Genomic DNA, 24,829 nt, shown 5'->3' with positions numbered 1-24,829 from the left:
ATCCATGAGTGATTACGCTCTGAAACTCAACGACCCCAGCGAGACCCGCGTCCGCTTCTGCCCCTCACCCACCGGAACCCCGCACGTGGGTATGGTGCGAACCGCCCTCTTCAACTGGGCCTACGCCAAGCACACCGGCGGCACCATGGTCTTCCGCATCGAAGACACCGACGCCGCCCGCGACTCCGAAGAATCCTTCAACCAGGTGCTCGAATCCCTGCAGTGGCTGGGCATCAACTGGGACGAGGGCGTCGGCATCGGCGGCCCCCACGCCCCCTACCGCCAGTCAGAGCGTATGGACATCTACGCTGACGTGGTAGAAAAGCTCAAGGCCGGCGGCTTCATCTACGAAGACTTCTCAACCCCCGAAGAGGTTGAAGAGCGCCACAAGGCTAAGGGCGAAGACCCCAAGCTGGGCTACGACAACTTCGACCGCGACCTGACCGAAGAACAGAAGGCCGCCTACCGCGCCGAGGGCCGTACCCCCGTGCTGCGCCTGCGCATGCCCGATGAGGACATCACCTTCCACGACCTGGTGCGCGGTGACATCACCTTCAAGGCCGGTTCCGTACCCGACTTCGTGGTCGTCCGCGCCAACGGCAAGCCCCTCTACACCCTGGTCAACCCCGTTGACGACGCCCTCATGGGCATCACCCACGTGCTGCGTGGCGAGGACCTGCTGTCATCAACCCCCCGCCAGATTGCCCTCTACCGGGCCCTGGTTGAGGTTGGCGTCACCAGCTTCATCCCCGAATTCGGCCACCTGCCCTACGTCATGGGCCAGGGCAACAAGAAGCTTTCCAAGCGCGACCCCGAGTCCAGCCTCTACAACCTGCTGGATGCCGGTTTCATCAAGGAAGGCCTGCTCAACTACCTCTCCCTGCTAGGCTGGTCCCTCTCCCACGACGAAGACATCTTCACCATGGATCAGATGGTTGCCGCCTTCGACATCAAGGACGTACTGGCTAACCCCGCCCGCTTCGACCTGAAGAAGGCAGAGGCCATCAACGGCACCCACATTCGTCTGCTGGAGGCAGAGGACTTCCGCAACCGCCTGGTTCCCTTCCTGCACAAGGCGCAGCTGGTTTCTGCTGAGAGCTTCGAGAACCTGACTGAGCGCGAGCAGGCTATTCTGACCGAGGCGGCCCCCCTGGTGCAGGAGCGCATGCAGCTTCTGGGCGAGGCCCCCGGCCTGCTGGGCTTCCTCTTCACCGCCGACGAGAACATCGAGGTTGCTGAGGACGCCGCCAAGCAGCTCAAGGAGTCAGCACCGGCAGTTCTCGATGCGGCTATCACCGCCGTTGAGGGCCTGACCGATTTCACCGCTGCCACCATCGAAGCTGCCCTGCGCGAAGCTATCGTTGATGGTCTTGAGATCAAGCCCCGCCTGGCCTTTGGCCCGGTGCGCACCGCCATGAGCGGCCAGCGCATCTCACCGCCGCTCTTCGAGTCTATGGAGATTCTGGGCAAGGATTCCTCTCTTGCTCGCTTGAAGAAGCTCCGCGCTTCGCTGGCCTAAAAAAAATTTCAAGGTTTAGCTCACGCACCGCCCCGTGACCCCACCTAGTGGGGGAGCGGGGCGGTGTTTTTTATAAGACCTGGGAGGGGAGAAAAATGGGGAAGTAGGACGCCCGCAGCGGCTTTTTCAGGAATTTTTACAAAAATTTTGGGACCAAAAACCGCTAGAAATAAGGGTAAACGCGGGGTGAACTACTTGAATGTGAGCCAGCTCTACAGATTTCAAGTTGCACGCTCTCAAAAGCTCGTATAGAGTTATTACTCGTTGCGGCGATGAGTTCCGAAAGGAAAACAAGCCGGAGCAAATAATAATGGGATATGGTGTAATTGGCAACACTACGGTTTCTGGTACCGTCATTCTAGGTTCGAGTCCTGGTATCCCAGCGAACATCTTGTTTCAAGATGTTGCGGCCCCATCGTATAGCGGCCTAGTACTCCGCCCTCTCACGGCGGCAACACCGGTTCAAATCCGGTTGGGGTCACAGGCTAAAATCCCTCGCTTCATTCGAAGCGGGGGATTTTTTCGTGTGTCTGAATGCAACATGTTGCGATGGTCGCCAAATGTGGCAGCGCCATTGCCACATATGGCGGTAGGCGCCACATTTGCCCCGTGCGCCTGTGTTCTTAGAAATGGCGCAGATTACACCCTTCCAGCTTGTGCGCAGGTAAACGGTGTGTGTATAGTTTTATCTGTTGCCGGAAACGGCAGCAGCTCGAAAGAGTTTCGGCCCCATCGTATAGCGGCCTAGTACTCCGCCCTCTCACGGCGGCAACACCGGTTCAAATCCGGTTGGGGTCACAGGCTAAAAGCTCCACATCCAGTAGGATGTGGAGCTTTTCTTTTGCCCACAGAGTCATTGGCTGCCAAGCCCCGCGTCTTTCGCTAAACATGCGAGAATAGGGTACGTGCACAACGAATCAATCACTCCCGCTCTCACCGCAGTTCGCGATGCCCGCAATACCCTCGCTGCGGCGTCCTTCCCCCTGGTCACCGGCTCAGCCGACGCAGCGCGCAAGGAGGCGCGTACCGCCGTCACCCAGCTCGATGACTACATCCTGCCTAAGCTGGCTACCCTCGACGCCCCGCTGACCGTCGTGGTGGGTGGCTCCACCGGTGCTGGTAAGTCCACCCTGGTCAACACCCTAATGGGGGAGCCCGTCACCCGCTCCGGCGCGATCCGACCCACCACCCGCCAGCCCGTCCTTCTGCACCGCCCCGAAGACGCTGATGCCTTCACCCCCGAGCGCATGCTGCCCCACCTGGTGCGAGTTCCGGTAGCCCCCGGCGAAACCCTACCCGGTGCTAACCCCCACAAGGGCCAGGATGAACTGGTCACCGTACCCGTCGACTCCTTGCCTGCCGGAATCGCCCTGATCGACGCCCCCGACTTTGACTCGGTCTCAGACGAGAACCGCCGCCTGGCCCAGCAGCTCTTGCGTGCTGCCGACCTCTGGCTTTTTGTGACCACCGCCAACCGCTACGCCGACGCCGTGCCCTGGGAGATTCTGCGCCAGGCAGCTGCCCGCGATATCACCATCGCCGTGGTGCTCAACCGCGTGCCCGAGGGCGCCGAGGACGAAATTGAAGCCGACCTCACCCGCATGCTGACCGAAGCTGGCATCACTCCCGCCCTGATTCACTCTGTGACCGAACAGGAACGCGACGAACGCGGGCTGCTGCCCTCCGTCGCCCTCACCCCCCTGATTTTCTGGCTGCGCTCCCTGGGCGCTGACGTGGACGCCCGCTCCGATATCGCCCGCCGCACCCTAGAAGGTGCGGTGCGGGCGGTAGGGCAGCAGGCAGCTATTCTCGCCCAGGCTGCCGGAGAACAGCAGGACGCCGAAGCCCGCCTGCGCGCGGACGTCACCTTGGCTTTTGAGCGAGCCCTGGCCAACCTGAACGAGGCCACCCAGGACGGGCAGATGCTCCGCGGCGAGGTGCTGACCCGCTGGCAGGACTTTGTGGGTACCGGCGAATTCTTCCGCCAGGTAGAAACCACTATCGGTAAGGTACGCGATCGCGTCGCCGGGTTCTTCAGGGGCACTCCGCCCACCCGTGCCGTAGAGGTAGAACAGGCCCTTGAAGTGGGTCTGCACTCGGTCATCATGGAAGAAGCCGCAGCTGCCGCTGAGACCGCCCAGCGCCATTGGCTCGAAGACCGAGCCGGGCGTGCCCTGTTGGCTGGGGATGACCTGGCAGCCCTGGGCGAGAACTTCTCCGAAGAGGTCGCCGAGTCAATTCGAGCCTGGCAGCAGGACGTCATGGATATCATCGCCGCCGAAGGCGCCGGTAAGCGCCAGCGGGCCCGTTTCATGTCGCTGGGCGTGAACGTCACCGCCGTGATTCTGATGGTTGCGGTCTTCTCCATGACCGGCGGCCTCACCGGCCTAGAAGTGGGCATCGCCGGCGGCTCAGGTGTGGTGGGCCAGAAACTGCTCGAAGCAATTTTCGGTGAGGACGCCGTACGCCGCATGGCAGCCGGAGCTCGCACCCGCCTCGAAGAGCGTATGCGAGAGCTCCTTGCCAGCCAGCAGGAACGCTTTACCCAGCGCCTGGACGAGGCAAGCGGCAGCACCGATCCCGAAACCCCCTCAGCTGCCGACCTGACCGAAGCGGCCCAGATCCTGGCCCGCGCGGGGGAGCAGCTGGCGTCCGCCTCCATCGCAGCCAAACCCGCACCCACTGACGAGACCAAGTAAGCGAGAGTACCACCGTGACCACCACAGATACAGCTTTCGCCACCACCGCTCTGGCCACCCGCCTGGATGCCCTCACCGAGGCACTTGACCTGGGCGAGGGGCGAGTAACCCCCGAAACCCTCGAAACTGCCCGAGCAACCCTGGGCCGGGCAGCAGCCCGCCGGGAACTGTCTGCCGAGCACACCGTCATCGGCTTTTTCGGTGCCACCGGCTCGGGCAAGTCCACCCTCTTCAACGCGGTAGTCGGTAAAGACATCGCCAAGAGCGCGGCCCGCCGCCCCACCACCTCCACCGCCCAGGCCGCCATCTGGGGTAAGGAAGGGGAAGAACCCCTGTTGGACTGGCTGGGCGTCACCAACCGTACCTACATGGACGAAGACCCCGCCCAGGCCGCAGAAGCCCTCAACCGAGCCGACGTACCGGTGACCGTGGGCATGTGGAACAAGATTCGCCGCTCGGTAGGAGCCGGCAAGACCGAACAGGCCAGTGGCGGGCTCATCCTACTCGACCTACCCGACTTCGACTCGGTAGAAGCCTCTAACCGGGCTATCGTTGAAAAAATGGCCGAGTGTGTGGATGTGCTGGTCTGGGTCATGGACCCGCAAAAGTACGCCGACGCTGTCATTCACCAGGACTTCATCCAGCCCCTGGCGGCCCACGGAGCAGTAACCCTGGCCGTGCTCAACCAGGTAGATAGGCTCGATGAGGCCGAGGTCCCGGCTGTACTTGACTCCCTCAAGCTCCTGCTGGCTCAGGACGGGCTGAGCCCCACCCTGCTTGCGGACCCTCTGGGCGTCTCAGCCCGCACCGGCTACCAGATACCCCGCCTCCGCGAGATTCTCGGTCAGGTCACCGTCGCCAAGAGCGCCGCGGTTGCCCGTCTCGAAGCCGATTTGGCGGGTGTCCGCTCAGACCTTGCTGCCCAGGACGGCGGGGGAGAACCCGCCGGCATCACCGCCGCCGCAACCACCCGGCTCGAGGACGACTTCTATACCGCCTCGGGTGCAGAAGCCCTGGTCAAGGCCGCAGCGGATTCCTACAAGCTGCACGCGGCCTCGTCCACCGGCTGGATTGCAACCCGCTGGCTACTCAAAATCAAACGCGACCCCCTCAAGCGCCTGGGCCTGCACAAGGACCACGACGGGGCACCTCTCTCTAAGTCCTCCCTGCCGCCGCTGGGAGTCCCCCAGAAAGCGGCCCTCTCAACCTCCCTGCGCACCTTTGCCACGAGCGTCTCAGACGGCGTTGAAGAGCCCTGGAGCCACTCCATCAGGGCAGCAGCCCGAACCTTCGAGGGTCAGCTCCCCGGTGAAATCGAGCGGGCCGCAGCCACCGTGCACTACGACGCCCAGAAGAAGCGCTGGTGGTGGCACCTGCTCAACATTCTGCAATGGGTCGGGCTAGCAACGGCTCTTGTGGGCCTGCTCTGGCTCACCGGTCTGGCAGTGGCAGGCTACTTCCAGATTATGCTGCCCGACCCGCCCACCATCGAGGGTTTCCCCCTGCCCGTGCCCACCCTGCTCGTGGCCACCGGCATGTTGTTGGGCATTCTGACAGCTGCCCTGGGCCGAGGGCTAGCAGCAGTGGGGCACCGCATCTACGCCAAGAACATCCGCCGCCAGCTCGAAACAAACCTGGCAGATGTGGCAGCCCGCTGCGTCACCGCCCCCGTGCAGGACGAACTAGCCCGCCTCCAGGGCTACCGTCAGGCTCTGCACGAGGCGCGATAAAACAAAAACTCCCCGCCCACCGAAACCGGTGAGCGGGGAGTTTCTGCGTTTCAGCATCTTAGTAAGAGGCCTGTGAAACCCCTGCTGAAGAAGGTTTTAGCTACGCAGCGCCTCAGTCAGTGCAGCAGCAGCCTCGCACACTACTTCGGCGTGCAGGCGGCCGGGCTGACGGGTCAGACGTTCGATGGGGCCCGAGATAGAAACCGCCGCAATGACCTTGCCAGAGGGGGAGCGCACCGGTGCTGAAACGGATGCGGTACCGCGTTCGCGCTCACCGACGGACTGGGCCCAGCCGCGGCGGCGGACAGCTGCCAGCATGGTGGCTGAGAAACGGGCGTTGTGCAGGCCTTCGACCAGGCGGGCGTGGTCTTCCCAAGCAGTAAGAATCTGGGCGGCTGAGCCTGCCTTCATGGAAAGCTGGGTGCCGACCGGGATGGTGTCGCGCAGGCCGATAGGACGCTCGGCGGAGGCCACGCAGACTCGCCAGTCACCCTGGCGACGGAAGACCTGGGAGGATTCACCTGTGACATTACGCAGGTTGTTGAGCACGGGGCCTGCGGCTGCAATCAGGCGGTCTTCACCGGCGGCGCTGGATAGCTCGCCCAGGCGGGGGCCGAGCATGAAGCGGCCCTGAACGTCGCGGGCTACCAGGCGGTGGTGGGTGAGGGCAACAGCTAGTCGATGGGCCGTGGGGCGGGCAAGCCCGGTGGCTTCAACGAGCTGGGACAGGGTGGCGGGGCCTGCTTCGAGACAGTCAAGAATATGGGCGGCTTTGTCGAGGACGCCGACGCCTGAGCTGCGGTTATCTTGCATGGTGGTAACTTTCGCCTGTGGTCGTGGGCCGCTCTGCGGCCCAGGTGAATGGTGAGGTGGGGCCTTCCGAGTGTGAAAGATTGAGAACTAAAAGGATTGTGTCCGTATAACCTATGATGACTTCTCATATGCTGATATGCAAGTTCATTTATTGGAAAGATTTTCTTTAGCGCGTCACACTTGTTAAAGCATCACGAGAAAATTTTTTTGGAGGACGACATGGCTGGTATTACCGACCATACCCCGCGAACCTTGGCAGAGAAGGTTTGGGACGCGCACACCGTAGTGCCCGGCGAAGATGGCAAGCCCGACCTGCTCTACATCGACCTGCACCTGGTCCACGAAGTGACCTCACCTCAGGCATTCGAGGGCCTGCGCCTTGAAGGGCGCTCCCTGCGTCGCCTAGACCTCACCATCGCAACCGAGGACCACAACACTCCCACCGAGAACATCTTCTCCACCATCGCTGACTTGACTTCCCGCACCCAGATCGAAACCCTGCGTCGCAATGCTGAAGAATTCGGCGTGCGTATTCACTCCCTGGGCGATAAAGAGCAGGGCATCGTGCACGTGGTGGGCCCCCAGCTGGGTCTGACCATGCCCGGCATGACCGTGGTCTGCGGTGACTCCCACACCTCAACCCACGGTGCCTTTGGTGCTCTTGCCTTCGGCATCGGTACCTCTGAGGTGGAGCACGTGATGGCTACCCAGACCCTGCCCCTGGCCCCCTTCAAGACCATGGCCATCAATGTTGAGGGCACCCTCAAGCCCGGTGTCACCGCCAAGGACATCATCCTGGCTGTTATCGCCGAAATCGGTACCGGCGGTGGCCAGGGCTACGTGCTGGAATACCGCGGCTCGGCTATTCGTGCTCTCTCGATGGAGGGGCGCATGACCATCTGCAACATGTCCATTGAAGCCGGTGCTCGCGCAGGCATGGTCGCTCCCGACGAGACCACCTTTGAATACGTCAAGGGCCGCCCTCACGCACCGACCGGTGAGAATTGGGATGCTGCCGTTGAATACTGGAAGACCCTGCCCACCGACGAGGGGGCTACCTTTGACCGAGAGGTCTTCATCAATGCCGACGAGCTGGAACCCTTCGTTACCTGGGGCACCAACCCGGGCCAGGGCGTCCCTCTCTCCCAGGCTGTGCCCTTCCCCGAGGACTTCGAGGACGAAAACGAGCAGAAGGCAGCCGCTCGTGCCCTGGAATACATGGACCTGACCGCAGGTACCCCCATGAAGGACATCCCCGTGGACGTAGTCTTCCTGGGCTCCTGCACTAACTCCCGTATCGAAGACCTGCGCGCTGCCGCCGAGATCGTCAAGGGCCAGAAGCTGGCTGAGGGTGTGCGCATGATGGTCGTCCCCGGCTCCCAGAAGGTGCGAGCCCAGGCTGAAGAAGAGGGCCTGGATCAGATTTTCAAGGACTTCGGCGCCGACTGGCGTTTTGCCGGCTGCTCCATGTGCCTGGGTATGAACCCCGACCAGCTGGCCCCCGGCGAACGCTGCGCTTCGACCTCCAACCGCAACTTTGAAGGACGCCAGGGTAAGGGCGGACGCACCCACCTGGTTTCCCCTCTGGTCGCCGCCGCTACCGCCATCCGCGGCACTCTCTCATCACCGGCAGACCTGTAGGCCCTCTTTGAATGAACCCGGTAAGCCCGGGTGGAACGGATTTTTCATGGAACCCATTAAGAAGCACACCGGCATTGGCGTGCCCCTGCGTGCCTCCAACGTCGATACCGACCAGATTATCCCCGCCGTTTACCTCAAGCGCGTGACCAAGACCGGCTTCGACGACGCCCTGTTCGCTGGTTGGCGTAAGGACGAGAACTTCATCCTCAATCAGGAGCCCTACAAGCATGGCACAGTGCTGGTTGCTGGCCCCGATTTCGGTACCGGTTCTTCCCGCGAGCACGCGGTCTGGGCTCTCAAGGACTACGGTTTCCGCGTGGTTATCTCAGCCCGTTTTGCTGACATCTTCCGCGGTAACTCAGGCAAGCAGGGCCTGGTTGCTGCCCAGGTGGACCAGGACAACATCGAACTGATCTGGAAGCAGCTAGAGGCAGAACCCGGCACCGAAGTCACCGTTGACCTAGAAGACAAGACCGTCACTGTCGGCGCTTTGACCGTGCCCTTCCAGATTGACGACTATGTGCGCTGGCGCCTGATGGAGGGCCTGGACGACATCGGCCTTACCCTGCAGCACGAGGACGCCATCACCGCCTATGAGGCCAAGCGCCCGGCCTGGCTGCCCCGCACCCAGCAGCTGTAGAACCAGCCCACAGCTTTAACCGCAAGGACGCCGTGCCCCGCGTACCGGCGTCCTTGTGGCGTTCTGCCTAGCCCGTCTAGATAAGTAAAAGCTGTGGTATGGCTAAGAACACCGCCTGTACAACAACTAGTGCACCTAAGTGGGGTAAAGTTGGTAAACGAGAATTGACGCGTAAAGTAACGCGAATCAACACCCTAATAGTTTTGACGATTGGACATACATGGTCAGCGCACTGCGTATTGAAGGTGGCACCCCTCTGAAGGGCGAGGTAAACGTCCGCGGTGCTAAGAACCTGGTCCCCAAGGCCATGGTTGCCGCCCTGCTGGGTTCCACCCCCTCGGTGCTCCGCAACGTTCCCGAAATCAAGGACGTACAGGTCGTTACTGACCTGGTTGAGCTGCACGGCGTATCGGTGGACTACAACATGCAGGCCGGTGAGCTGCGCATGGACCCCTCAAAGGTCTCTGTAGCCAACCACACTGACATTGAGGTGCACGCAGGCGACTCCCGCATCCCGATTCTGCTCTGTGGCCCCTTGCTGCACACCATCGGTGAGGCCTTCATTCCCGACCTGGGCGGCTGCAAGATTGGTGACCGCCCCATCAACTGGCACCTGCGCGTACTCGAAAAGTTTGGCGCCAAGATTGAGAAGCTGCCCACCGGTATCTCTATGAAGGCCCCCGCAGGCGGTCTCAAGGGCGCCCAGATCAACCTGGAGTACCCCTCAGTGGGCGCCACCGAGCAGGTTCTGCTGGCCGCTTCTCGTGCCAAGGGCAAGACCGAGCTGACCGGCGCTGCCATTGAGCCCGAGATTATGGATCTCATCGCTATCCTGCAGAAGATGGGCGCCATCATCACCGTCGAAACCGACCGTCAGATCATCATTGAGGGCGTCGACGAGCTGACCGGCTTCAACCACGTGGCCATGCCCGACCGTAACGAATCAGCCTCCTGGGCGTCAGCAGCCCTGGCCACCGGTGGCGACATTTTCGTGCGCAACGCCAACCAGAAGGACCTCTCTACCTTCATCAACGTCTACCGCAAGCTGGGCGGCGGCCTGGACATCACCGACGAGGGCATCCGCTTCTTCCACCAGGGCGGCGATCTGAACCCCCTCTTCGTTGAAACCAACGTGCACCCCGGCTTCATGACCGACTGGCAGCAGCCCCTGGTCGTCGCCATGACCCAGGCTAAGGGCGTCTCCGTTGTTCACGAGACCGTCTACGAGAACCGCTTCGGCTTCACCGACGCCCTAGTTCGTATGGGCGCTACCGTGCAGCTGCACAAGGACTGCCTGGGCCCCACCCCCTGCCGCTTCGGCCACCAGAACTTCAAGCACTCAGCCATCATCACCGGTAAGACCCCCCTGCGCGGCGCCGACATCAACGTGCCCGACCTGCGCGGTGGCTTCTCCCACGTGATTGCTGCCCTGACCGCTGAAGGCACCTCAAACGTCACCGGCGTTTCCGTGATCTCCCGTGGCTATGAGCACTTCGTTGATAAGCTCACCGCCCTAGGCGCTAACTTCGAGGTCACTGCCTAAGATGAGCAAGAACAGCGCTTCTTTGAGTGATATCAAGCCCACCAAAATGGGGGATGCGGTCTACACCGTAGCCGGTACGCTCTTGCGCCCCCTCTACAACCTGCCCATGAAGGCGCAGATTGAGGGGCGGGAGAAGCTACCCAAGACCGGCGGGTTTATCGTGGTCTCAAACCACCTGACCGTGGTAGACCCGATTACCGCAGCCTACCCCCTCTTCCTTGAGGGCGTGCTGCCCCGGTTCTTGGCCAAAGAAACGCTGTTCAGGGTGCCGGTGCTGGGCTGGCTCATGCGCCAGTGCGCCCACATCCCGGTTGCCCGCGGCTCAGCCCGGGCAGGCCAGTCCCTTGAGGTAGCCCAGAATGTTCTGGGTGCCGGGGGAGCGGTCATTATTTTCCCCGAGGGCACCCTGACTAAGGACCCCGACATGTGGCCCATGACAGGTAAGTCGGGGGCAGCCCGCCTGGCCCTGGCCACCGGCGCCCCGGTCTACCCGGTAGCTCACTGGGGCGACCAGGACTTCTGGCCCCGCCGCGGCAAGCCCCGCTTCAGCTGGCCCCGTAAGAAGGTCAAGATTGTGGTGGGCGACCCGGTTGATTTTAGCGACCTGGTCCAGCGCCGCGAAGACGGTGCCCGCTACACCCATGACGAGCTGGCCGCCGTCACCAACCGCATGCTCGACGACGTCACCGCCCTGCTTGAGGGCCTGCGCGGCGAGAAAGCCCCTGCCGGGCGCTGGAACGCCGTTTTGGACGTCCGCCAGTCACCTGACCAGTAACCGCTAGGGGAGGCACGCACCCATGACCGATGTGAAGCACCAGAAAATTGCTGTTCTTGGAGCAGGTAGCTGGGGCACCGCTTTTGCCAAGGTTCTTGCGGACGCCGCCACCGGCTCAGGCGCCAATCGGCAGGTCGTGCTGTGGGGGCGTAACCCCAACACGATGGAAGCCATGCAGCAGAGTCGCACCAACGAGGGCTACTTCCCCGGGGTTAAGCTCCCCGACACGCTGGTCATGACGGCCGATGCCGCTGAAGCCCTGACCGGGGCCAGCATCGTGGTGCTGGCTATTCCCGCCCAGGTACTGCGCTCCCAGCTTGAGGTCTTTGCCCCCCTGATGGAAGAGGACGCCCTGCTGGTCTCCCTGGCCAAGGGGCTGGAAATGGGTACAGGCCTGCGCATGAGCGAGGTCATGGTTGAGGTGCTGCAAAGCCACCTGATCGCCAGCGGTGCAGCCCCCGAAGCCGTAGAGGCTGTCCCCGGGCGGGTCACCGTGCTCTCTGGCCCTAACCTGGCCAAGGAAATCATCGCGGAGCAGCCCACGACCAGCGTGGTTGCCGCTCAAAGTGAGGAAACCGCCCGGCAGATTGCCGCTATCTGTGCTGCCGACTATTTCCGCCCCTACACCAACACCGATATTGTGGGCGTAGAAATTGGCGGTCTGGTCAAGAACGTCATTGCCCTCTGCGTGGGTATGTGCGAGGGAAAGCAGTACGGCGATAACTCCAAGGCCTCGGTCATGACCCGGGGCCTTGCCGAGACCACCCGCCTGGCCCTGGCTCTTGGCGGTAAGAGTGAGACCATGAGCGGCCTGGCCGGTATGGGCGACCTCATCGCCACCTGCGCCTCACCGCTTTCCCGTAATCACACCGCCGGGCGTCTGCTGGCCGAAGGCATTGCCCCTGACCAGCTGCACACCGTGATGACCCAGACCGCCGAGTCCATCAAGTCTGCCCCCGTTGTGGCAGAACTCGCGCGAAAAGTAGGGGTAGAAATGCCCATCACCGAAGCGGTCACCGCCGTGCTCGACCGTAGAATATCAGTTGAAGAATTAGCCCCCGTCCTGCTGGGCCGCTCCCTCAAATCTGAGGGAAGCACCCCGGCAGTCAGCTAGGGCAGACGGGGCTGAGCCCCGCACGAAACCAAAGGACGTTATGACCGAAACCAGCACCAAACCTACCGTCGCTCTGCTGTGCGGTGGGCGCTCATCCGAGCACTCCATCTCACTGATTACCGCCCGAGGCGTACTCGGGGCTATCGACCACGACAAGTACGACGTGGTCACCATCGGTATCACTAAGGACGGCCGCTGGTACCTGACCGACGAAGCAACCCTGATCGAGCTGACTGAGGCTACCGCCTTGGCAGAGTTCCCCGCTGAGGGCAAGCAGGTCTTCCTGCCCCTGGGCGGCGGCGATAACCGCCTACGACTGATTGACTCCGCCGATGCCACCAGCGTTGAGGTGGGCCCGGCTATCGACGTGGTATTCCCCCTGCTCCACGGCCCCTTCGGCGAGGACGGCACCGTGCAGGGCCTGCTGGAAATGGCAGATTTGAAGTACGTAGGCTGCGGCGTAGCCTCATCTGCTATCGGCATGGATAAGCACTTCATGAAGGTGGCCTTTGAGGCTGCTGGCCTAGAGGTTGGGCCCTATGAGGTTGTGACCCACCGGCAGTGGGTGCTTGACCAGGCTGGTGCCCGCGAGCGCATCGAAAAGCTGGGTTACCCGGTCTTTGTGAAGCCTGCCCGCGCGGGCTCGTCCTTCGGTATCACCAAGGTTGATTCGGCGGACCAGCTCGATGCGGCGATTGCCGAGGCCCAGGCCCACGACCCCAAGCTGGTGATTGAGGCCGGTATTGTGGGCCGTGAGATTGAGTGTGCTGTGCTCGATGGGCACCGCTCTGAGCTGCCTCGGGCTTCTTACCCCGGTGAGATTGTGGTGGTTGATGAGCAGCACGGTTTCTATGATTTTGAGGCCAAGTACGTTTCGAAGACTTCGGCTGAGACCCGCTGCCCGGCTGACCTACCCGCTGAGGTTTCTGAGCGGATGCGCCAGCTAGCTGTTGAGGCCTTCCTAGCCGTTGACGGTGAGGGCCTGTGCCGCGCTGACTTCTTCTACACCGAGGATGGCCGCCTGGTGATTAACGAAGTGAACACCATGCCCGGCTTTACCCCGATTTCCATGTATAAGACCATGTGGGAGAACACTGGCCTGCCCTACGGCGAGCTGATTGATGAGCTGATTTCTCTGGCTCTAGAGCGCCCCCTGGGCCTGCGCTAGGAGACCTCACAGGCACTGGGGTAAGCCCCTGCTTCTAGATGTCAACGAAACCCCCGCTACCTGAGACGGTATCGGGGGTTTTCGCTTACACGGTTTCTCGTTTAGCTGCCGGTGCCGCTGTCGATGTCGGTAAGGGTGTCATCGACATTGGTGCACTGCATCTGCTGGGGTATCTGGGCGACGGCCGACGATACTTCTGCAAGGACGGTGGAGGAGGAGACCCGGTCAGCGTCGAAAGTGACCTGCACGGCGGGGTCACGGCCGAAGGTTTCGGCGACCCAGGTGCCGGTGGCAGTTTGCTCGGCGGCAGCGGCGATTTCTTCGTCGGCGGGTTTGACGATCCAGTCAACGCCGTTGACCGATACACAGGTATCTGAGACGGGGGCTGTGTCGAGCTCGACCCCGCACTTGAGAATGACGGCGCTGGGGTCGCCCCAGGCGGTGGTGGCCTGGGCGGTGGTTTCGCGCTGGGCCAGGCCGCTCACGGTATCGGGCATAGCAACCAGTGCGTAGGCGCAGGTGGGGTTAGCGGCGTCTGGGGCCGGTTCAAGGTTGACGGCACCTGCCCCGCAGCCGCTCAGGCCTAGGGCGGTTAGTAAAAGGATAAGGGGTTTGTGCGGTGTTCTCACCTGGCTATTGTATAACTTTCGCTGTGGCAGGACGCCGGTGGTGAGGGGCGCTAGCCGGGGGAGAGCAGATTCGGTAGGGTAGGGGTAGAGTTAGCCGGGACGGGTAACCGAACAAGACTACCTGGATATGAGCGATGGAAGGAGGGGCTATGAAGCAGAAGACCTATTATGCGGCGGGGACGGCTCTTGCCGTGACGGTAGCCCCCCTTGCCCTGCTCGCCGGGCAGGTTCTGACCGGCCCCCAGAGCGCTTTTGCCGCTGACCCAATAGAAAGCCCCGCCCAGACAAGTTTCACACCCACCAGCACACCGTCGGTGGGTGAGAGCCCGAGCGAGAGCCCCCGCCTGGAGGTCACAGTCGCCCCTAGCGCTACTGAATCACCCAGCCCCGGAACACCAACACCGGAGACTCCTAGCCCTGAGCCTACGAGTGCGGAGCCGACAAGCCCAGCGCCTGAACCTAGCTCGCCTGCGCCATCTAGCCCGGCACCAGAACCCACCAGCGACCCGGTGCCTTCTGCTGATTCTGAGCCGGTTCCTGCGCCCAGCGAGTCGGTTATCGTGGTTCCGGTGCCGCCGGGGGAGACGTCCGCCCCGGACGTGACCGGAGGAGCTGCCGGGCTGCCCAGCCTGCCCGCCGCCGACCCCTCGGCCCAGTCATCCACCGGTACGGGCCAAAGCGAGGGCAGCGGAGCTGCGCTACCGGGCCAGGAGGCCTTCGTGCCCTCAACCCTGGGCAACAGCGTCGCTGGGGCCCAGGACCCGGCCCGCATGGATGCCGATACTAGCCAGCTGGAAACCTCACCGGTAGATGGAACAGTGCTGGGTATTTTCTCAAGTAGCCAGCAGAGCCCCGGGTACGCGGGGGCACCTGAGTGGGTGGAGGGCTTCTTGAACGTGTCGGGGGCCCAGGGGAACAGATCCTCATCTGCCGACCCCAACCAGGCCGCCGGTGTTGCCGGGGCAGAAGCCCAGGGGCACCAGGCCGGGGCGGTGACCGGGGGGAGTATCTTCCAGCGCGGCAACACCATTATGAACGGTGCCCGCCCCCTGCTGATTTTTACGGGTATTGCCACAGCAGGCCTGGCCCTGGTGGTCTTTAACTTTGTCTGGCGTAACCGCGCGCCCAGGAATTAGGAGCCCTATGCAGACCGTTGCCCAGGTGAGTGAGGGCCAGCTTCTTGCCCTGTTTCTGCCCGTTCTGACTGAGCACAATGAGCGGGCGGCGGACGTCCGCGCCGAGCTGGGTGCCCCCGGCGCCCTGGTACTGGGGCCGGGGGACGACTCTGCTGCCCTCGATATGCGGGGCGGGCTGACCGTCATGAGCACCGACACCCAAACCGAAAACCAGGACTTCCGCCGCAGCTGGCCCTCGGGCTACACCACCGGTGGGTTCGAGGTGGGCTGGAAGGCCGCCACCCAGAACCTTGCCGATATTGCAGCTATGGGGGCTACCCCGGTCACCCTGCTGGTATCCCTGACCCTAACCCCTGACATCCCCGTGAGCTGGGTGCAAGACTTTGCCCGGGGCCTCACCGAATCTTGCACTGCCCAGGGGGCTACCACCTGCACGATTGCCGGGGGCGATATGGGTTCCGGCAGCGAAATCTCGGTAACGGTCACCGCCGTGGGCCTGACCGACCGGCCCATCACCCGAAGTGGTGCCCGCCCCGGGGACGCCGTAGTCTTCGCCGGTGCCCTGGGCACCGCAGCTGCTGGTCTTGCCCTGCTCGACTCAGACCCCTTCACCGCCACCGAAGAGCTGACCGCCTGCGTCCGCGCCCAGCAGCGCCCCCGCTCGCCCCTTCACCTGGGGCCGGAGGGCGCTCCCTATCTGACCTCCCTCATGGATGTCTCCGACGGGCTGGTGCGCGATGGCGGCCGTATCGCAGCGGCCTCCGGTGTGGCCCTCGACCTCGATTCATCGGCCCTGGCTCCCTGGGTCAGCAGGGTAGGTTCTGCAGCCCTGCTTGCCGCAGGCACCCCCGAACAGGCGGACGCCCAAGCCCTGCGCTGGGTGCTGACCGGCGGGGAAGACCACGGCCTCCTAGGCACCTGCCCGCCTGCACAGATACCGCCCGGATTTACTAGAATTGGTACGGTACAGGCAGGCGACGGAATCACCGTCGACGGCCGCACCTACACCGCGAAAGGATGGGATCACTTTGAGGCAGGTTCCCGCTAACTGGTGGCTGAACTGGCTACTGCGCGCTCGCACCCAGCTGGTGGAGCACCGATCCCTTCTCAACCGCATTAACGTCTTCCCCGTAGCCGACGCCGATACCGGGGCCAACATGGTCGCTACCCTCGGGCGGGCCGCTGACACCGCTGGCATGGCGGACGAGCCCACCCTGGCTCTAGCTGCCCGAGCGGCCCTACGAGGGGCCAGGGGTAATTCAGGAACCCTGCTGGCTGTCTGGCTCCTGGGCCTGGCTGAGGAACTGGGGGAGGCAGGTCAGCTGCCGCCGTCCCCGGTACAGCCCCTGACCCCGCAGGTACTCGCCGCAGCCTGGGAACGAGGAGCTCAACAGGCCTTCGCCGCTCTGAGCCAGCCCATCGACGGCACCATGCTCACCCTCATTCAGGCTCTTACCACCTGCCCGCTACCAGATCCTACCGATGAAGAGGACCCCTGGCAGGTCTACCTCACGACCCTACTTGCCGCTTCAGAGACTGCCCTGCGAGCTACCGCCGAAGCAGACCACGCCCGTAACGGCTGGGTAGATTCCGGTGCCCTGGGCCTGCACCTGGTCTTAGGAGCCCTGGCAACAGAGCTACTGGGGGCCGCCCCGCAGGTCACCTACCGCGACCTGCTCCAGGTGGGGGCGGCGTCCTTACCACCCCGAAGTGCTCAGCAGCGCTCGGCGGCAGAAGCCCGCATCGAGGTTATGTGCGAGATTTTTCTGCCCGTGCTCGAAGTAACCCAGCTGCGCAGCGCCCTGGAGACAGTCGGGGACTCGGTTTCTATCGCCCAGGTCGAAGCCGGGAACGAGGCCCTGTGGGCTATCCACGTGCACGTCCCTGAGGCCGAGGACGCCCTGGCCCTCCTCCGCGCTGCGGGTGACCCCCTCAACGTGCGAACCACCTCCCTGGATGACCCCGCCCACCAGGAAGCTCACCGGGAGCCCACCCCCTAATGGCAGCCCGCAAACGCAAGACCCCGGAACTGAGCGAGCAGGCAAAGGACGCCCTGGCCCGCTACGCCGCAGAAGACCGCCTCGATAACGCCCCCCTAGCTGACTACCTGGGAGCAACCCTGGCCAAGTCCTTCAAGACTCACCTGGGGCTAGAAACCGTGGGGCAGGCCCTGGACTACTACCCCCGCAAGTACCTGCCGCGCGGGGAACTCACTCCCTTCTCCTCCCTGGTTGAAGGTACCGAAGCTACCATCGTCGCCAGGGTGGTGCGGGTGACGACCCGCCAGATGGCATCGCGCCGCGGATCCATCACAGAAATCACCATCACCGACCAGCTAGATCAGGTTGGCCAGCCCGAGCCCACCTGGCAACCTCCCAACCCCAACGCCTACCGGGGAGCGGCCCCACCGGCGTCCTACACCCGGGGCTACACCAACCCCCGCCTGCACAGTAGCGCAGGGGGCTCCACCGACACCCAGCTACCGGGCACCCAGCCCAACTACCAGCTGGGAGATGTCTTTGGCGGCTACGCCCCCGGCCCCTACTCGCTGACAGCCAGCGGCACCATGACCTTGAGCTTCTTCAACGCCTGGACAGCAGCCCGAGACATCCACGAGGGCGACCAGGTTATGTTCTCGGGCAAGGTGGGCTCCTACCGGGGCGAAATCACCCTGACCAACCCCCACTACGCCGTCATCGCCGGTAAAGAACTGGCCACCGCCCCCGGTGCTAGCGCCGAAGCGATTGAGCGGGCCGCCGCGCGGGCGTCCGCCCCCATACCGGTCTATAAGGCCAGCCCCAAGTTCCCCACCGATAAGGTGGCCGCAGCCATCGAGACCCTAATTGAGCGCATCAACCTCAAGGAACTCGAAGACCCAGTCCCCTTTACCGTGCGCAAGAGCCGTAAGATCCCTTCCCTGGAGTGGACCTACCGGGCCGTGCACACTCCCGATACCGAAGAAACCTGGCGGGCAGCCCACCACTCCCTGCGCTACCGCGAGGCCTTCGTGCTACAGGCCGCTCTTGCCCGTATTCGTGCTGCCCGCGCCGCCCACCAGACGGTTGCCCGCCCCTATGTAGAGGGCGGTTTCGCGGACGCCCTGTTGGAAGCCCTGCCCTATCAGCTGACCGAAGGCCAGCAAGTTGTTGGTGCAGAAATTCGCTCTGACCTGGCCAGCTCTTCCCCCATGAACCGCCTGCTCCAGGGGGACGTGGGCTCGGGTAAAACCGTAGTGGCCCTGCGCGCCATGCTGCAGGTGGCAGATAACGGTGCCCAGTCAGCCATGTTGGCCCCCACCGAGGTGCTGGCCGAACAACACTACCGGTCGGTCTGCGAGATTCTGGGGGATATGCTGGCCCCGCAGGACAGTTCCGGGAGCGTCGGTGCGGGCGTCCGTGTCGTTCTGCTCACCGCCTCCCTCAAAACCAAGGCCAAGCGAGAAGCCCTGCTGGCTATCGCCTCGGGTGAGGCAGACATCGTCATTGGCACCCACGCCCTGCTCGGAGACGCGGTAACCTTCGCCGACCTCGGGCTAGTCGTGGTCGATGAGCAGCACCGCTTCGGCGTTGAACAGCGCGATGCCCTGCGCGGGCCCGGCGGGGAGCTGCCCCACCGACTAGTCATGACCGCCACCCCCATACCCCGTACCGTCGCCATGACCGTCTTTGGCGATCTCGACACCTCGGTGCTTGACCAGCTACCGGCCGGCCGCCAAAAAATTACCACCCACGTGGTGCCGCTGGCCGAACACCCCCGCTGGGCCGACCGTATCTGGGCCCGCGCCCGCGAAGAAATCGACGCCGGGCACCAGGTCTATGTGGTGGTGCCCAAAATCGGTGGGACCGATACCCCCAGTGACGCCGAGGCCGGCCAGACCCTCTTCGGGGCAGGGAGCATAACCGATCAGGGGCTGGGCTCCCAGGTAGCAGCGGGGGAGAGTGCCCGCGGTTCGCTGGCCTCGGTCGAGAGCACCCTGGAGGAGCTCGAGGACGTACCCGCCCTGGCCGGGGTTCGCATCGAGGGCCTGCACGGGCGTATGGATACCGCCGAGAAGAACCTGGTCATGACCGAATTCTCCGCCGGTCGCATCGACTTGTTGGTCTCTACCACCGTGATTGAGGTGGGCGTCAACGTGCCCAACGCAACCCTCATGATTATCATGGACGCCGACCGCTTCGGTATTTCTGGCCTCCACCAGCTGCGCGGACGCATCGGCCGCGGCTCCCTGCCCGGCACCTGCCTGTTGGTCACCAAGCAGCCGGCGGACGGCGTCAGTCGGGAGCGTCTGAACGCGGTTGCAGCCACTACCGACGGTTTCGAGCTGTCCCGGATTGACCTGGAACAGCGGCGCGAGGGTGATATTCTCGGCGCTGCCCAATCAGGTAAGAAGTCAACTCTCAAGCTGCTGCGGGCCCTGACCGATGCCAAACTCATTGAGCGGGCCCGGCAGGACGCCTTCGGAATTATTGAGGCTGACCCCACCCTGGCCAAACACCCCGACCTGGCCCGCACCATCGACCGGGCCCTTGATGCCGACCGCGAGGCCTTCCTGGGGCGCGGGTAGACTCGGCCAAGGACGTAGGCCCCGCATTTATTCTGGTTTACCCGCAACTAGTTGCGGGTAAACCAGAATAAATGCGGTCAACTCAAGTACCCGGCGGGCCCTCCGTCACCAGTCACCAAAACCTAGCCCTCTCTTTGTTCTCACCAGCCCTACCGGTACCCTTATAACAGTCCCACCCCCTACCACTACGAGCGGAGCGCAGCCGAATGAGCCGCATCATTGCAGGAGCCGCAGGTGGCCTGCGCCTAGCCAATGTCCCCGGTGATAACACCCGCCCCACCACCGATCGGGTCAAAGAAGCCCTTTTTTCCCGCCTGGATACCTACAACATGCTGGACGGTGTGCGCGCCCTCGACCTCTTCGGCGGCTCGGGTGCTCTGGGCTGCGAGGCCCTCTCACGCGGGGCCGCCCACGTGGACTTCGTGGACCACTACCTCAAGGCCGTTACAGTCATCGAAAAAAACATCGCCGCTGTGGGTAAGACCGCTAGCGGAACTGCCCGCGTGCATAAGATGACGGCCCGCACCTACCTTTCGGCGGGGGCGTCCGCCTGGGACCTGGTCTTTATTGACCCGCCCTACGCTGTGACCAACAGTGAGCTCGAAGAGCTGCTGGCTCTGCTGGCACCCCGCCTGACCGAGGGGGCGGTGGTGGTGGTTGAACGGGCCTCCCGCAGCGACGAGCCCACCTGGCCCGAAGGCCTCGAAAAGTTTGCCGAGAAAAAATACGGTGAGACCGTGCTCTACTATGTGGAGCCCGCAGCCTAGTTAGGGTGGAACTATGAGCGAGAACACGAACGAAACCGGTAACCAGCCCCAGCTGACCCCAGAAACGAGCCAGGGAGTGTCCGCGCCCCTGCTGACCGAAAACACCCTGGTGGTGCAGCAAACCCGCAGCTTAATGAGCAATGACTTTGAGATGCAGAGCCAGGACGGGCGCGTGCTCGGCCGGGTGCTCACCACCGGCTCAACCGCGGGGCGCCTGCTCAAGGGCAACCGCACCTTTGACCTGGTCGACGGTAACGGGAACCTTCTTCTCAAGATTGTTGACCCCTTTGACTTTGGCCTGGACCGCTACGAACTGCTGAACCCCGATGGCTCCCTCTTCGCCCACGTGCAAAAGCAGTTCTCTTTCATGCGCAAGCGCCTCACAATCGAGCTACCGGGCCTCACCCTGGAGCTCGAAGGTAGTCTCTTCGAATACGACTTCAATATCACGGTTAACGGCCATGTAGCTGCCCGTGTTGCCCGCGAGTGGGGCGGCCTGGTGGCAGGGCTGCGCGGTAAGAGCCGCTACGGGGTTAATTTCGACCCCGGTGCCCCCGAACCTGTGCGCCTGGCTATTCTGGGTGGTCTGGTGGCCCTCGATTTGATTCGAGCTAAGGACGCCCGCAACTAGCAGAACCTAGCCGCTGTAGGCGCGCAGGTGGGTGGCGGCGTCCTGCAATACTTCCGGGCGCTTACAGAAGGCAAAGCGCACGTAGGTCTCTACCTGCTGCCGGTAGCGCTCGGTGGTAAAGGCAGTGAGGGGAATCAGGGCTACCCCGGCCTGCTCGGGAAGGCGCTGGCAGAGCTCTTCTGCAGAGGTAAGGTCCTGTTCAGCTAAGACCCGTGATACATCGGCCACCGCGAAGAAGGTGCCTTCCGGGGGAATCACAGCCCAGGGGGAGCCTGCTAGGTTTTCCACCAAAACTTGCCGCTGCTGGGCGTAGCGCTCTTTGACCCCTGAGTAAAAATCGTCACCCAGTCCCACACCGACAGCTGCAGCTGCCTGTAGGGGAGCGGCCGCAGAGTGAGTGAAGTAGCCCTTGACCAGGCGAATGGGGAGAATGAGGTCTGCCGGGCCGGTCATCCAGCCCACCCTCCAACCGGTAGCCGAGTGGGTTTTCGAAATCGCTGAAACCGCCACCGTCCGCTCAGCTGCTCCCGGGAGGGTCTGAATGGGTCGGTAGGGGCCGTCAAAAACCAGGTGCTCGTAGACCTGATCAGCCAGAATGACCGCATTGAATTTGGTCGCCAGCTCTACAATCTTGCTCTTGGCTTCGGCTGAAAAGACTGCGCCGGTGGGGTTGTGCGGGTCATTGACCACCACCAGGGCGGTGCGGTCAGAGAAAGCCGACTCGAGGGCGTCCAGGTCGGGCTCAAAAGTGGGCGGGAGCAGTGGAACGGTGCGGACGCGCGCCCCGGCCAGGGCGGCAGCGGCAGGGTAGAGGTCGTAGTAAGGCTCAAAGATAATCACCTCATCCCCGGGCTCTACCAGAGCTGCAATGGTGGCGGCGAGAGCTTCTGAGGCACCTGCTGTTACCGTCATCTGGGTATCGGGGTCGAGAGTAAGCCCGTAGAAACGCTGCTGGTGTTCGGCTATTGCCTGACGCAGGGCCGGGTTGCCCGCGATAGTGGCATACTGGTTGACTCCGCCAGCCAGAGCGTCCGCTGCGGCGTCAAGCATTTCGGCGGGGCCGTCCGTGTCTGGAAAACCCTGCCCCAGATTGATAGCACCGTAGCGTGATGCCAGTGCCGACATTTCCTCAAAGATGGTGGAGCGCCAGTGGCCGTCCGCCCCCATGAGCCCTGCCGCTAAACCTACCCGCTCAAAGGCCCGCTGCTTTTGTGTACCGGTCACAGGTAATCTCTTCCATTCTCTTGACCCGCAGCATAGCTTCACAACGGGTATTCGTTACTTCTGAACCCAGACTACCGGTCAAGTGAGGGCGCCACGGTGTGAGTGATTTGGTGTGTCATACCTAACCAACCTGCTGTAGCCTAGAGACATGCAATTGGTTGTCTGCCCCGGATCCTTTGACCCCATCCACAACGGTCACGTCGAAATCATCACCCGCGCCGCAAAAATCTACGGTAACGTCATCGTCGCGGTCTCCCACAACTCCAAGAAAAAGTACCGCTTCACCCTCGAAGAGCGCGTCGCCATGGTTGAGGAAACCTTCGCCCTCTTCGACGGGGTGAGCGCCAAGGTTCTGCCCGAGGGGGAGCTGCTGGCTAACTTCGTGCGCGACCAGGGGTCCGTGCTCATCGTGAAGGGGCTGCGCAATACCGCCGACTATGAATACGAAGCCCCCATGGCTTCGATGAACCGGCACATCGCCGGGGTTGAAACCAGCTTTATCGCCGGGGACCCTAAGTACAACCACATCTCATCGACCATCGTTAAAGAGGTTGCAGGCTACGGTGGGGACGTGCGGGCTTTCGTCCCGCGCGCGGTGCAGCGGGCCCTCTACCCCGAGCATTAATGTGGTCAGCCAAACAAGAGGTTAAACCTAGAGCGCTTGATTCGGCCGGTCTTAAGCCCCTAAAATAGGTACTTGGTTTAAAACATTCGATAGGGAGTTCGTCATTTCACGAAAAGATTCATCGCCCCTTAAGATCTCGGTTCGAGATCTAGCTCATCGCCCGGGCGCAATGGAGACCCTTGATGAAGTTCTGCCAGCGCCAAGCGACTTTGGCAACGCTCTGATTGAGGCGGAAGAAGGCAGCGACATTGACCTCAATGTTCGCCTGGAATCCGTTTCAGATGGTATCTTGGTAACTGGTACTGCAACTGTCACCGTGTCCGGTGAATGCAGCCTCTGCCTAGACCCGGTTGACTTTGATGTTACAGCCGATGTTCAAGAGCTTTTTGTTTTCGAGAAGGCCCCCGAAGGCGGCCCCGAAGATGAAGTAGATGAGCAGTACGCCGTAGAGAACGATGAAATTGATCTCGAACCGGCGCTGCGGGACGCAGTGATTCTTCAACTGCCGTTCCAACCTGTTTGCAGTGACTCCTGCCAGGGCTTGTGCTCCGAATGCGGCGCACGCCTAGAGGACGACCCTGAGCATCACCATGAGGTCATCGACCCCCGGTGGAACGCGCTATCAGCGCTGCTCGATGCGAACGACAAATAAAACTTATAAAGCAACAAGAGAAAAGAGATAGCTGTGGCTGTTCCCAAGCGGAAAATGTCCCGTGCTAACACCCGCGCCCGCCGTTCCCAGTGGAAGGCTTCCGTTCCTCAGCTGGTCAAGACCGTAGAAAACGGTCGCGTCACCTACTCCCTGCCCCATCAGGCAAAGCTCGTGACTGACTCAGCCGGCAACGAACTCTTCTACGAGTACAAGGGCCGCAAGGTAGCTGACGCCTAATTCGCGCCTTATGACTAACTCTGCATCACAAGAGTTTCTGAAACGTCTCGGTATCGACCTCGATACCGAGACGTTTCAGCTTGCAATGACTCACCGCTCCTACTCCTTTGAAAACGGCGGCATACCCCACAACGAGCGCCTAGAATTTCTGGGCGACTCCGTGCTGTCTTTGGCCGTCGCCTCAGAACTCTACAAGAAGTTCCCTGACCTGCCCGAGGGCGAGCTGGTCAAGCGCCACCACGTGATTGTTTCTACCCGTACCCTGGCCAACCTGGCCCGCAGCCTCAAGCTGGGGCCCTGCGTCCGCCTGGGTAAGGGGGAGAAGAAAACCGGTGGTGCCGATAAGGACTCTATCCTGGCTGACACCATGGAGGCCGTCTTCGGTGCCGTGTATATGAAGCACGGGGCTGAGGCCGCCCACCAGCTCGTGCTGGCTCACACCTCCCACCTGCTGGATGATAATAAGACCCTGAACATTGGGCGCGACTGGAAGACAGAAATCCAGGAATACGCTGCCGCCCAGGGCACCGGCGAGCCCGTCTACGAGGTTGAGGGAACCGGCCCCGACCACGCCCGCCGCTACACCGCCAAGGTCCTTCTGGCCGGTAAGGTCATGGGGCAGGGCAAGGGCACCAGCAAAAAAGAAGCTGAGCGCATGGCTGCCGAACAGGCCTACTCTAGGGTCTATGGCTAAGCTACCTGCCGCGTGCCGGTTCTCACCC

At 62.6% G+C, this 24,829-nt stretch carries 22 protein-coding genes and 3 tRNA genes; 22 read left to right on the top strand and 3 right to left on the bottom strand.

Going from position 1 to position 24,829, the window contains the following annotated elements:
* The first annotated feature begins 4 nt into the window (after positions 1 to 4).
* From gltX to VSX42_RS04950, 6 genes are all read left to right on the top strand, one after another.
* A complete protein-coding gene (gene gltX / locus VSX42_RS04975) occupies positions 5 to 1,519 on the top strand; it encodes a glutamate--tRNA ligase (RefSeq protein ID WP_326503233.1) in 1,515 nt (504 codons plus the stop codon).
* 311 nt (positions 1,520 to 1,830) lie between these two features.
* Positions 1,831 to 1,902 (top strand) — tRNA-Gln (locus VSX42_RS04970).
* A gap of 25 nt (positions 1,903 to 1,927) precedes the next feature.
* Positions 1,928 to 2,000 (top strand) — tRNA-Glu (locus VSX42_RS04965).
* 244 nt (positions 2,001 to 2,244) lie between these two features.
* Positions 2,245 to 2,317, top strand: a tRNA-Glu gene (locus VSX42_RS04960).
* Between the two features lie 107 nt (positions 2,318 to 2,424).
* A complete protein-coding gene (locus VSX42_RS04955) occupies positions 2,425 to 4,218 on the top strand; it encodes a dynamin family protein (RefSeq protein ID WP_326503232.1) in 1,794 nt (597 codons plus the stop codon).
* Between the two features lie 14 nt (positions 4,219 to 4,232).
* Positions 4,233 to 5,948 (top strand): dynamin family protein, encoded by a 1,716-nt coding sequence (locus VSX42_RS04950; protein WP_326503231.1) that lies wholly within the window; start codon positions 4,233 to 4,235, stop codon positions 5,946 to 5,948.
* A 96-nt stretch (positions 5,949 to 6,044) separates the two neighbouring features.
* Here VSX42_RS04950 and VSX42_RS04945 read toward each other — a convergent pair whose 3' ends face one another.
* Positions 6,045 to 6,761, bottom strand: a complete 717-nt coding sequence (locus VSX42_RS04945) for an IclR family transcriptional regulator (protein ID WP_135013841.1) — start codon at positions 6,759 to 6,761, stop codon at positions 6,045 to 6,047.
* A gap of 219 nt (positions 6,762 to 6,980) precedes the next feature.
* Between VSX42_RS04945 and leuC the strand changes: the two genes are divergently transcribed.
* The 6 genes from leuC (at position 6,981) to VSX42_RS04915 (ending at position 13,642) form a co-directional block, all read left to right on the top strand.
* The gene (gene leuC, locus VSX42_RS04940; protein WP_326503230.1) at positions 6,981 to 8,402 is read left to right on the top strand and encodes a 3-isopropylmalate dehydratase large subunit; all 1,422 of its coding nucleotides are present in this window, start codon (positions 6,981 to 6,983) and stop codon (positions 8,400 to 8,402) included.
* 46 nt (positions 8,403 to 8,448) lie between these two features.
* On the top strand, positions 8,449 to 9,042 hold the full coding sequence (gene leuD / locus VSX42_RS04935; protein WP_237204481.1) for a 3-isopropylmalate dehydratase small subunit: 594 nt from the start codon (positions 8,449 to 8,451) through the stop codon (positions 9,040 to 9,042).
* A gap of 220 nt (positions 9,043 to 9,262) precedes the next feature.
* The gene (murA, locus tag VSX42_RS04930; RefSeq protein WP_326503229.1) at positions 9,263 to 10,585 is read left to right on the top strand and encodes a UDP-N-acetylglucosamine 1-carboxyvinyltransferase; all 1,323 of its coding nucleotides are present in this window, start codon (positions 9,263 to 9,265) and stop codon (positions 10,583 to 10,585) included.
* Between the two features lies 1 nt (position 10,586).
* Positions 10,587 to 11,360 (top strand): lysophospholipid acyltransferase family protein, encoded by a 774-nt coding sequence (locus VSX42_RS04925; protein ID WP_326503228.1) that lies wholly within the window; start codon positions 10,587 to 10,589, stop codon positions 11,358 to 11,360.
* A 22-nt stretch (positions 11,361 to 11,382) separates the two neighbouring features.
* Entirely contained in the window at positions 11,383 to 12,474 is a 1,092-nt protein-coding gene (locus VSX42_RS04920) for an NAD(P)H-dependent glycerol-3-phosphate dehydrogenase (protein ID WP_326503227.1), read from the top strand.
* Positions 12,475 to 12,514: 40 nt separating this feature from the next.
* Positions 12,515 to 13,642, top strand: coding sequence for a D-alanine--D-alanine ligase family protein (locus tag VSX42_RS04915; RefSeq protein WP_326503226.1), 1,128 nt, complete (start codon positions 12,515 to 12,517; stop codon positions 13,640 to 13,642).
* Between the two features lie 101 nt (positions 13,643 to 13,743).
* Here the strand turns inward: VSX42_RS04915 and VSX42_RS04910 are convergent, their stop codons facing one another.
* The gene (locus VSX42_RS04910) at positions 13,744 to 14,271 is read right to left on the bottom strand and encodes a DUF3515 family protein (protein ID WP_326503225.1); all 528 of its coding nucleotides are present in this window, start codon (positions 14,269 to 14,271) and stop codon (positions 13,744 to 13,746) included.
* Positions 14,272 to 14,420: 149 nt separating this feature from the next.
* On the opposite strand from VSX42_RS04910, the gene VSX42_RS04905 reads away from it, so the two are divergent.
* The 6 genes from VSX42_RS04905 to VSX42_RS04880 all read left to right on the top strand — a co-directional run bounded on the left by VSX42_RS04905 (position 14,421) and on the right by VSX42_RS04880 (position 21,369).
* Complete coding sequence (locus tag VSX42_RS04905; protein WP_326503224.1) at positions 14,421 to 15,407, top strand: hypothetical protein; 987 nt, start codon at positions 14,421 to 14,423, stop codon at positions 15,405 to 15,407.
* A 7-nt stretch (positions 15,408 to 15,414) separates the two neighbouring features.
* Entirely contained in the window at positions 15,415 to 16,455 is a 1,041-nt protein-coding gene (gene thiL / locus VSX42_RS04900) for a thiamine-phosphate kinase (RefSeq protein WP_326503223.1), read from the top strand.
* On the top strand, positions 16,436 to 17,407 hold the full coding sequence (locus VSX42_RS04895; protein WP_326503222.1) for a DAK2 domain-containing protein: 972 nt from the start codon (positions 16,436 to 16,438) through the stop codon (positions 17,405 to 17,407). Before thiL ends, VSX42_RS04895 begins: the two co-directional genes overlap by 20 nt.
* Positions 17,407 to 19,971: an ATP-dependent DNA helicase RecG gene (locus VSX42_RS04890; RefSeq protein WP_326503221.1), complete on the top strand. Its 2,565-nt coding sequence runs from the start codon at positions 17,407 to 17,409 to the stop codon at positions 19,969 to 19,971. The genes VSX42_RS04895 and VSX42_RS04890 overlap by 1 nt, the downstream gene beginning before the upstream one ends.
* A gap of 206 nt (positions 19,972 to 20,177) precedes the next feature.
* Positions 20,178 to 20,738, top strand: a complete 561-nt coding sequence (gene rsmD, locus VSX42_RS04885) for a 16S rRNA (guanine(966)-N(2))-methyltransferase RsmD (RefSeq protein WP_326503220.1) — start codon at positions 20,178 to 20,180, stop codon at positions 20,736 to 20,738.
* Positions 20,739 to 20,751: 13 nt separating this feature from the next.
* Positions 20,752 to 21,369, top strand: a complete 618-nt coding sequence (locus tag VSX42_RS04880) for a hypothetical protein (RefSeq protein WP_326503219.1) — start codon at positions 20,752 to 20,754, stop codon at positions 21,367 to 21,369.
* 6 nt (positions 21,370 to 21,375) lie between these two features.
* Here the strand turns inward: VSX42_RS04880 and VSX42_RS04875 are convergent, their stop codons facing one another.
* Entirely contained in the window at positions 21,376 to 22,593 is a 1,218-nt protein-coding gene (locus tag VSX42_RS04875) for an aminotransferase class I/II-fold pyridoxal phosphate-dependent enzyme (protein WP_326503218.1), read from the bottom strand.
* Between the two features lie 148 nt (positions 22,594 to 22,741).
* On the opposite strand from VSX42_RS04875, the gene coaD reads away from it, so the two are divergent.
* From coaD to rnc, 4 genes are all read left to right on the top strand, one after another.
* On the top strand, positions 22,742 to 23,218 hold the full coding sequence (coaD, locus tag VSX42_RS04870) for a pantetheine-phosphate adenylyltransferase (protein WP_326503217.1): 477 nt from the start codon (positions 22,742 to 22,744) through the stop codon (positions 23,216 to 23,218).
* 169 nt (positions 23,219 to 23,387) lie between these two features.
* Positions 23,388 to 23,870, top strand: coding sequence for a YceD family protein (locus VSX42_RS04865; protein ID WP_185174525.1), 483 nt, complete (start codon positions 23,388 to 23,390; stop codon positions 23,868 to 23,870).
* Positions 23,871 to 23,903: 33 nt separating this feature from the next.
* The gene (gene rpmF, locus VSX42_RS04860) at positions 23,904 to 24,107 is read left to right on the top strand and encodes a 50S ribosomal protein L32 (protein ID WP_135011069.1); all 204 of its coding nucleotides are present in this window, start codon (positions 23,904 to 23,906) and stop codon (positions 24,105 to 24,107) included.
* 10 nt (positions 24,108 to 24,117) lie between these two features.
* On the top strand, positions 24,118 to 24,801 hold the full coding sequence (gene rnc, locus VSX42_RS04855) for a ribonuclease III (protein ID WP_326503216.1): 684 nt from the start codon (positions 24,118 to 24,120) through the stop codon (positions 24,799 to 24,801).
* Positions 24,802 to 24,829 lie beyond the last annotated feature (28 nt).

It is taken from the genome of Rothia nasimurium, assembly GCF_035916755.1.
Taxonomy (GTDB): Bacteria; Actinomycetota; Actinomycetes; order Actinomycetales; family Micrococcaceae; genus Rothia.
The sequence above is the reverse complement of the archived record's forward strand: the minus strand, read 5'-3'. Positions and strand labels throughout refer to the sequence as shown.

What these genes read in the sequence shown, in the direction of transcription:
- gltX (WP_326503233.1), top strand. Translation starts at nt 5, where the DNA reads ATGAGTGATTACGCTCTGAAACTCAACGACCCCAGCGAGACCCGCGTC.
- VSX42_RS04945 (WP_135013841.1), bottom strand. Translation starts at nt 6,761, where the DNA reads ATGCAAGATAACCGCAGCTCAGGCGTCGGCGTCCTCGACAAAGCCGCC.
- leuC (WP_326503230.1), top strand. Translation starts at nt 6,981, where the DNA reads ATGGCTGGTATTACCGACCATACCCCGCGAACCTTGGCAGAGAAGGTT.
- leuD (WP_237204481.1), top strand. Translation starts at nt 8,449, where the DNA reads ATGGAACCCATTAAGAAGCACACCGGCATTGGCGTGCCCCTGCGTGCC.
- murA (WP_326503229.1), top strand. Translation starts at nt 9,263, where the DNA reads ATGGTCAGCGCACTGCGTATTGAAGGTGGCACCCCTCTGAAGGGCGAG.
- VSX42_RS04925 (WP_326503228.1), top strand. Translation starts at nt 10,587, where the DNA reads ATGAGCAAGAACAGCGCTTCTTTGAGTGATATCAAGCCCACCAAAATG.
- VSX42_RS04920 (WP_326503227.1), top strand. Translation starts at nt 11,383, where the DNA reads ATGACCGATGTGAAGCACCAGAAAATTGCTGTTCTTGGAGCAGGTAGC.
- VSX42_RS04915 (WP_326503226.1), top strand. Translation starts at nt 12,515, where the DNA reads ATGACCGAAACCAGCACCAAACCTACCGTCGCTCTGCTGTGCGGTGGG.
- VSX42_RS04905 (WP_326503224.1), top strand. Translation starts at nt 14,421, where the DNA reads ATGAAGCAGAAGACCTATTATGCGGCGGGGACGGCTCTTGCCGTGACG.
- thiL (WP_326503223.1), top strand. Translation starts at nt 15,415, where the DNA reads ATGCAGACCGTTGCCCAGGTGAGTGAGGGCCAGCTTCTTGCCCTGTTT.
- VSX42_RS04890 (WP_326503221.1), top strand. Translation starts at nt 17,407, where the DNA reads ATGGCAGCCCGCAAACGCAAGACCCCGGAACTGAGCGAGCAGGCAAAG.
- rsmD (WP_326503220.1), top strand. Translation starts at nt 20,178, where the DNA reads ATGAGCCGCATCATTGCAGGAGCCGCAGGTGGCCTGCGCCTAGCCAAT.
- VSX42_RS04880 (WP_326503219.1), top strand. Translation starts at nt 20,752, where the DNA reads ATGAGCGAGAACACGAACGAAACCGGTAACCAGCCCCAGCTGACCCCA.
- coaD (WP_326503217.1), top strand. Translation starts at nt 22,742, where the DNA reads ATGCAATTGGTTGTCTGCCCCGGATCCTTTGACCCCATCCACAACGGT.
- VSX42_RS04865 (WP_185174525.1), top strand. Translation starts at nt 23,388, where the DNA reads ATGGAGACCCTTGATGAAGTTCTGCCAGCGCCAAGCGACTTTGGCAAC.
- rnc (WP_326503216.1), top strand. Translation starts at nt 24,118, where the DNA reads ATGACTAACTCTGCATCACAAGAGTTTCTGAAACGTCTCGGTATCGAC.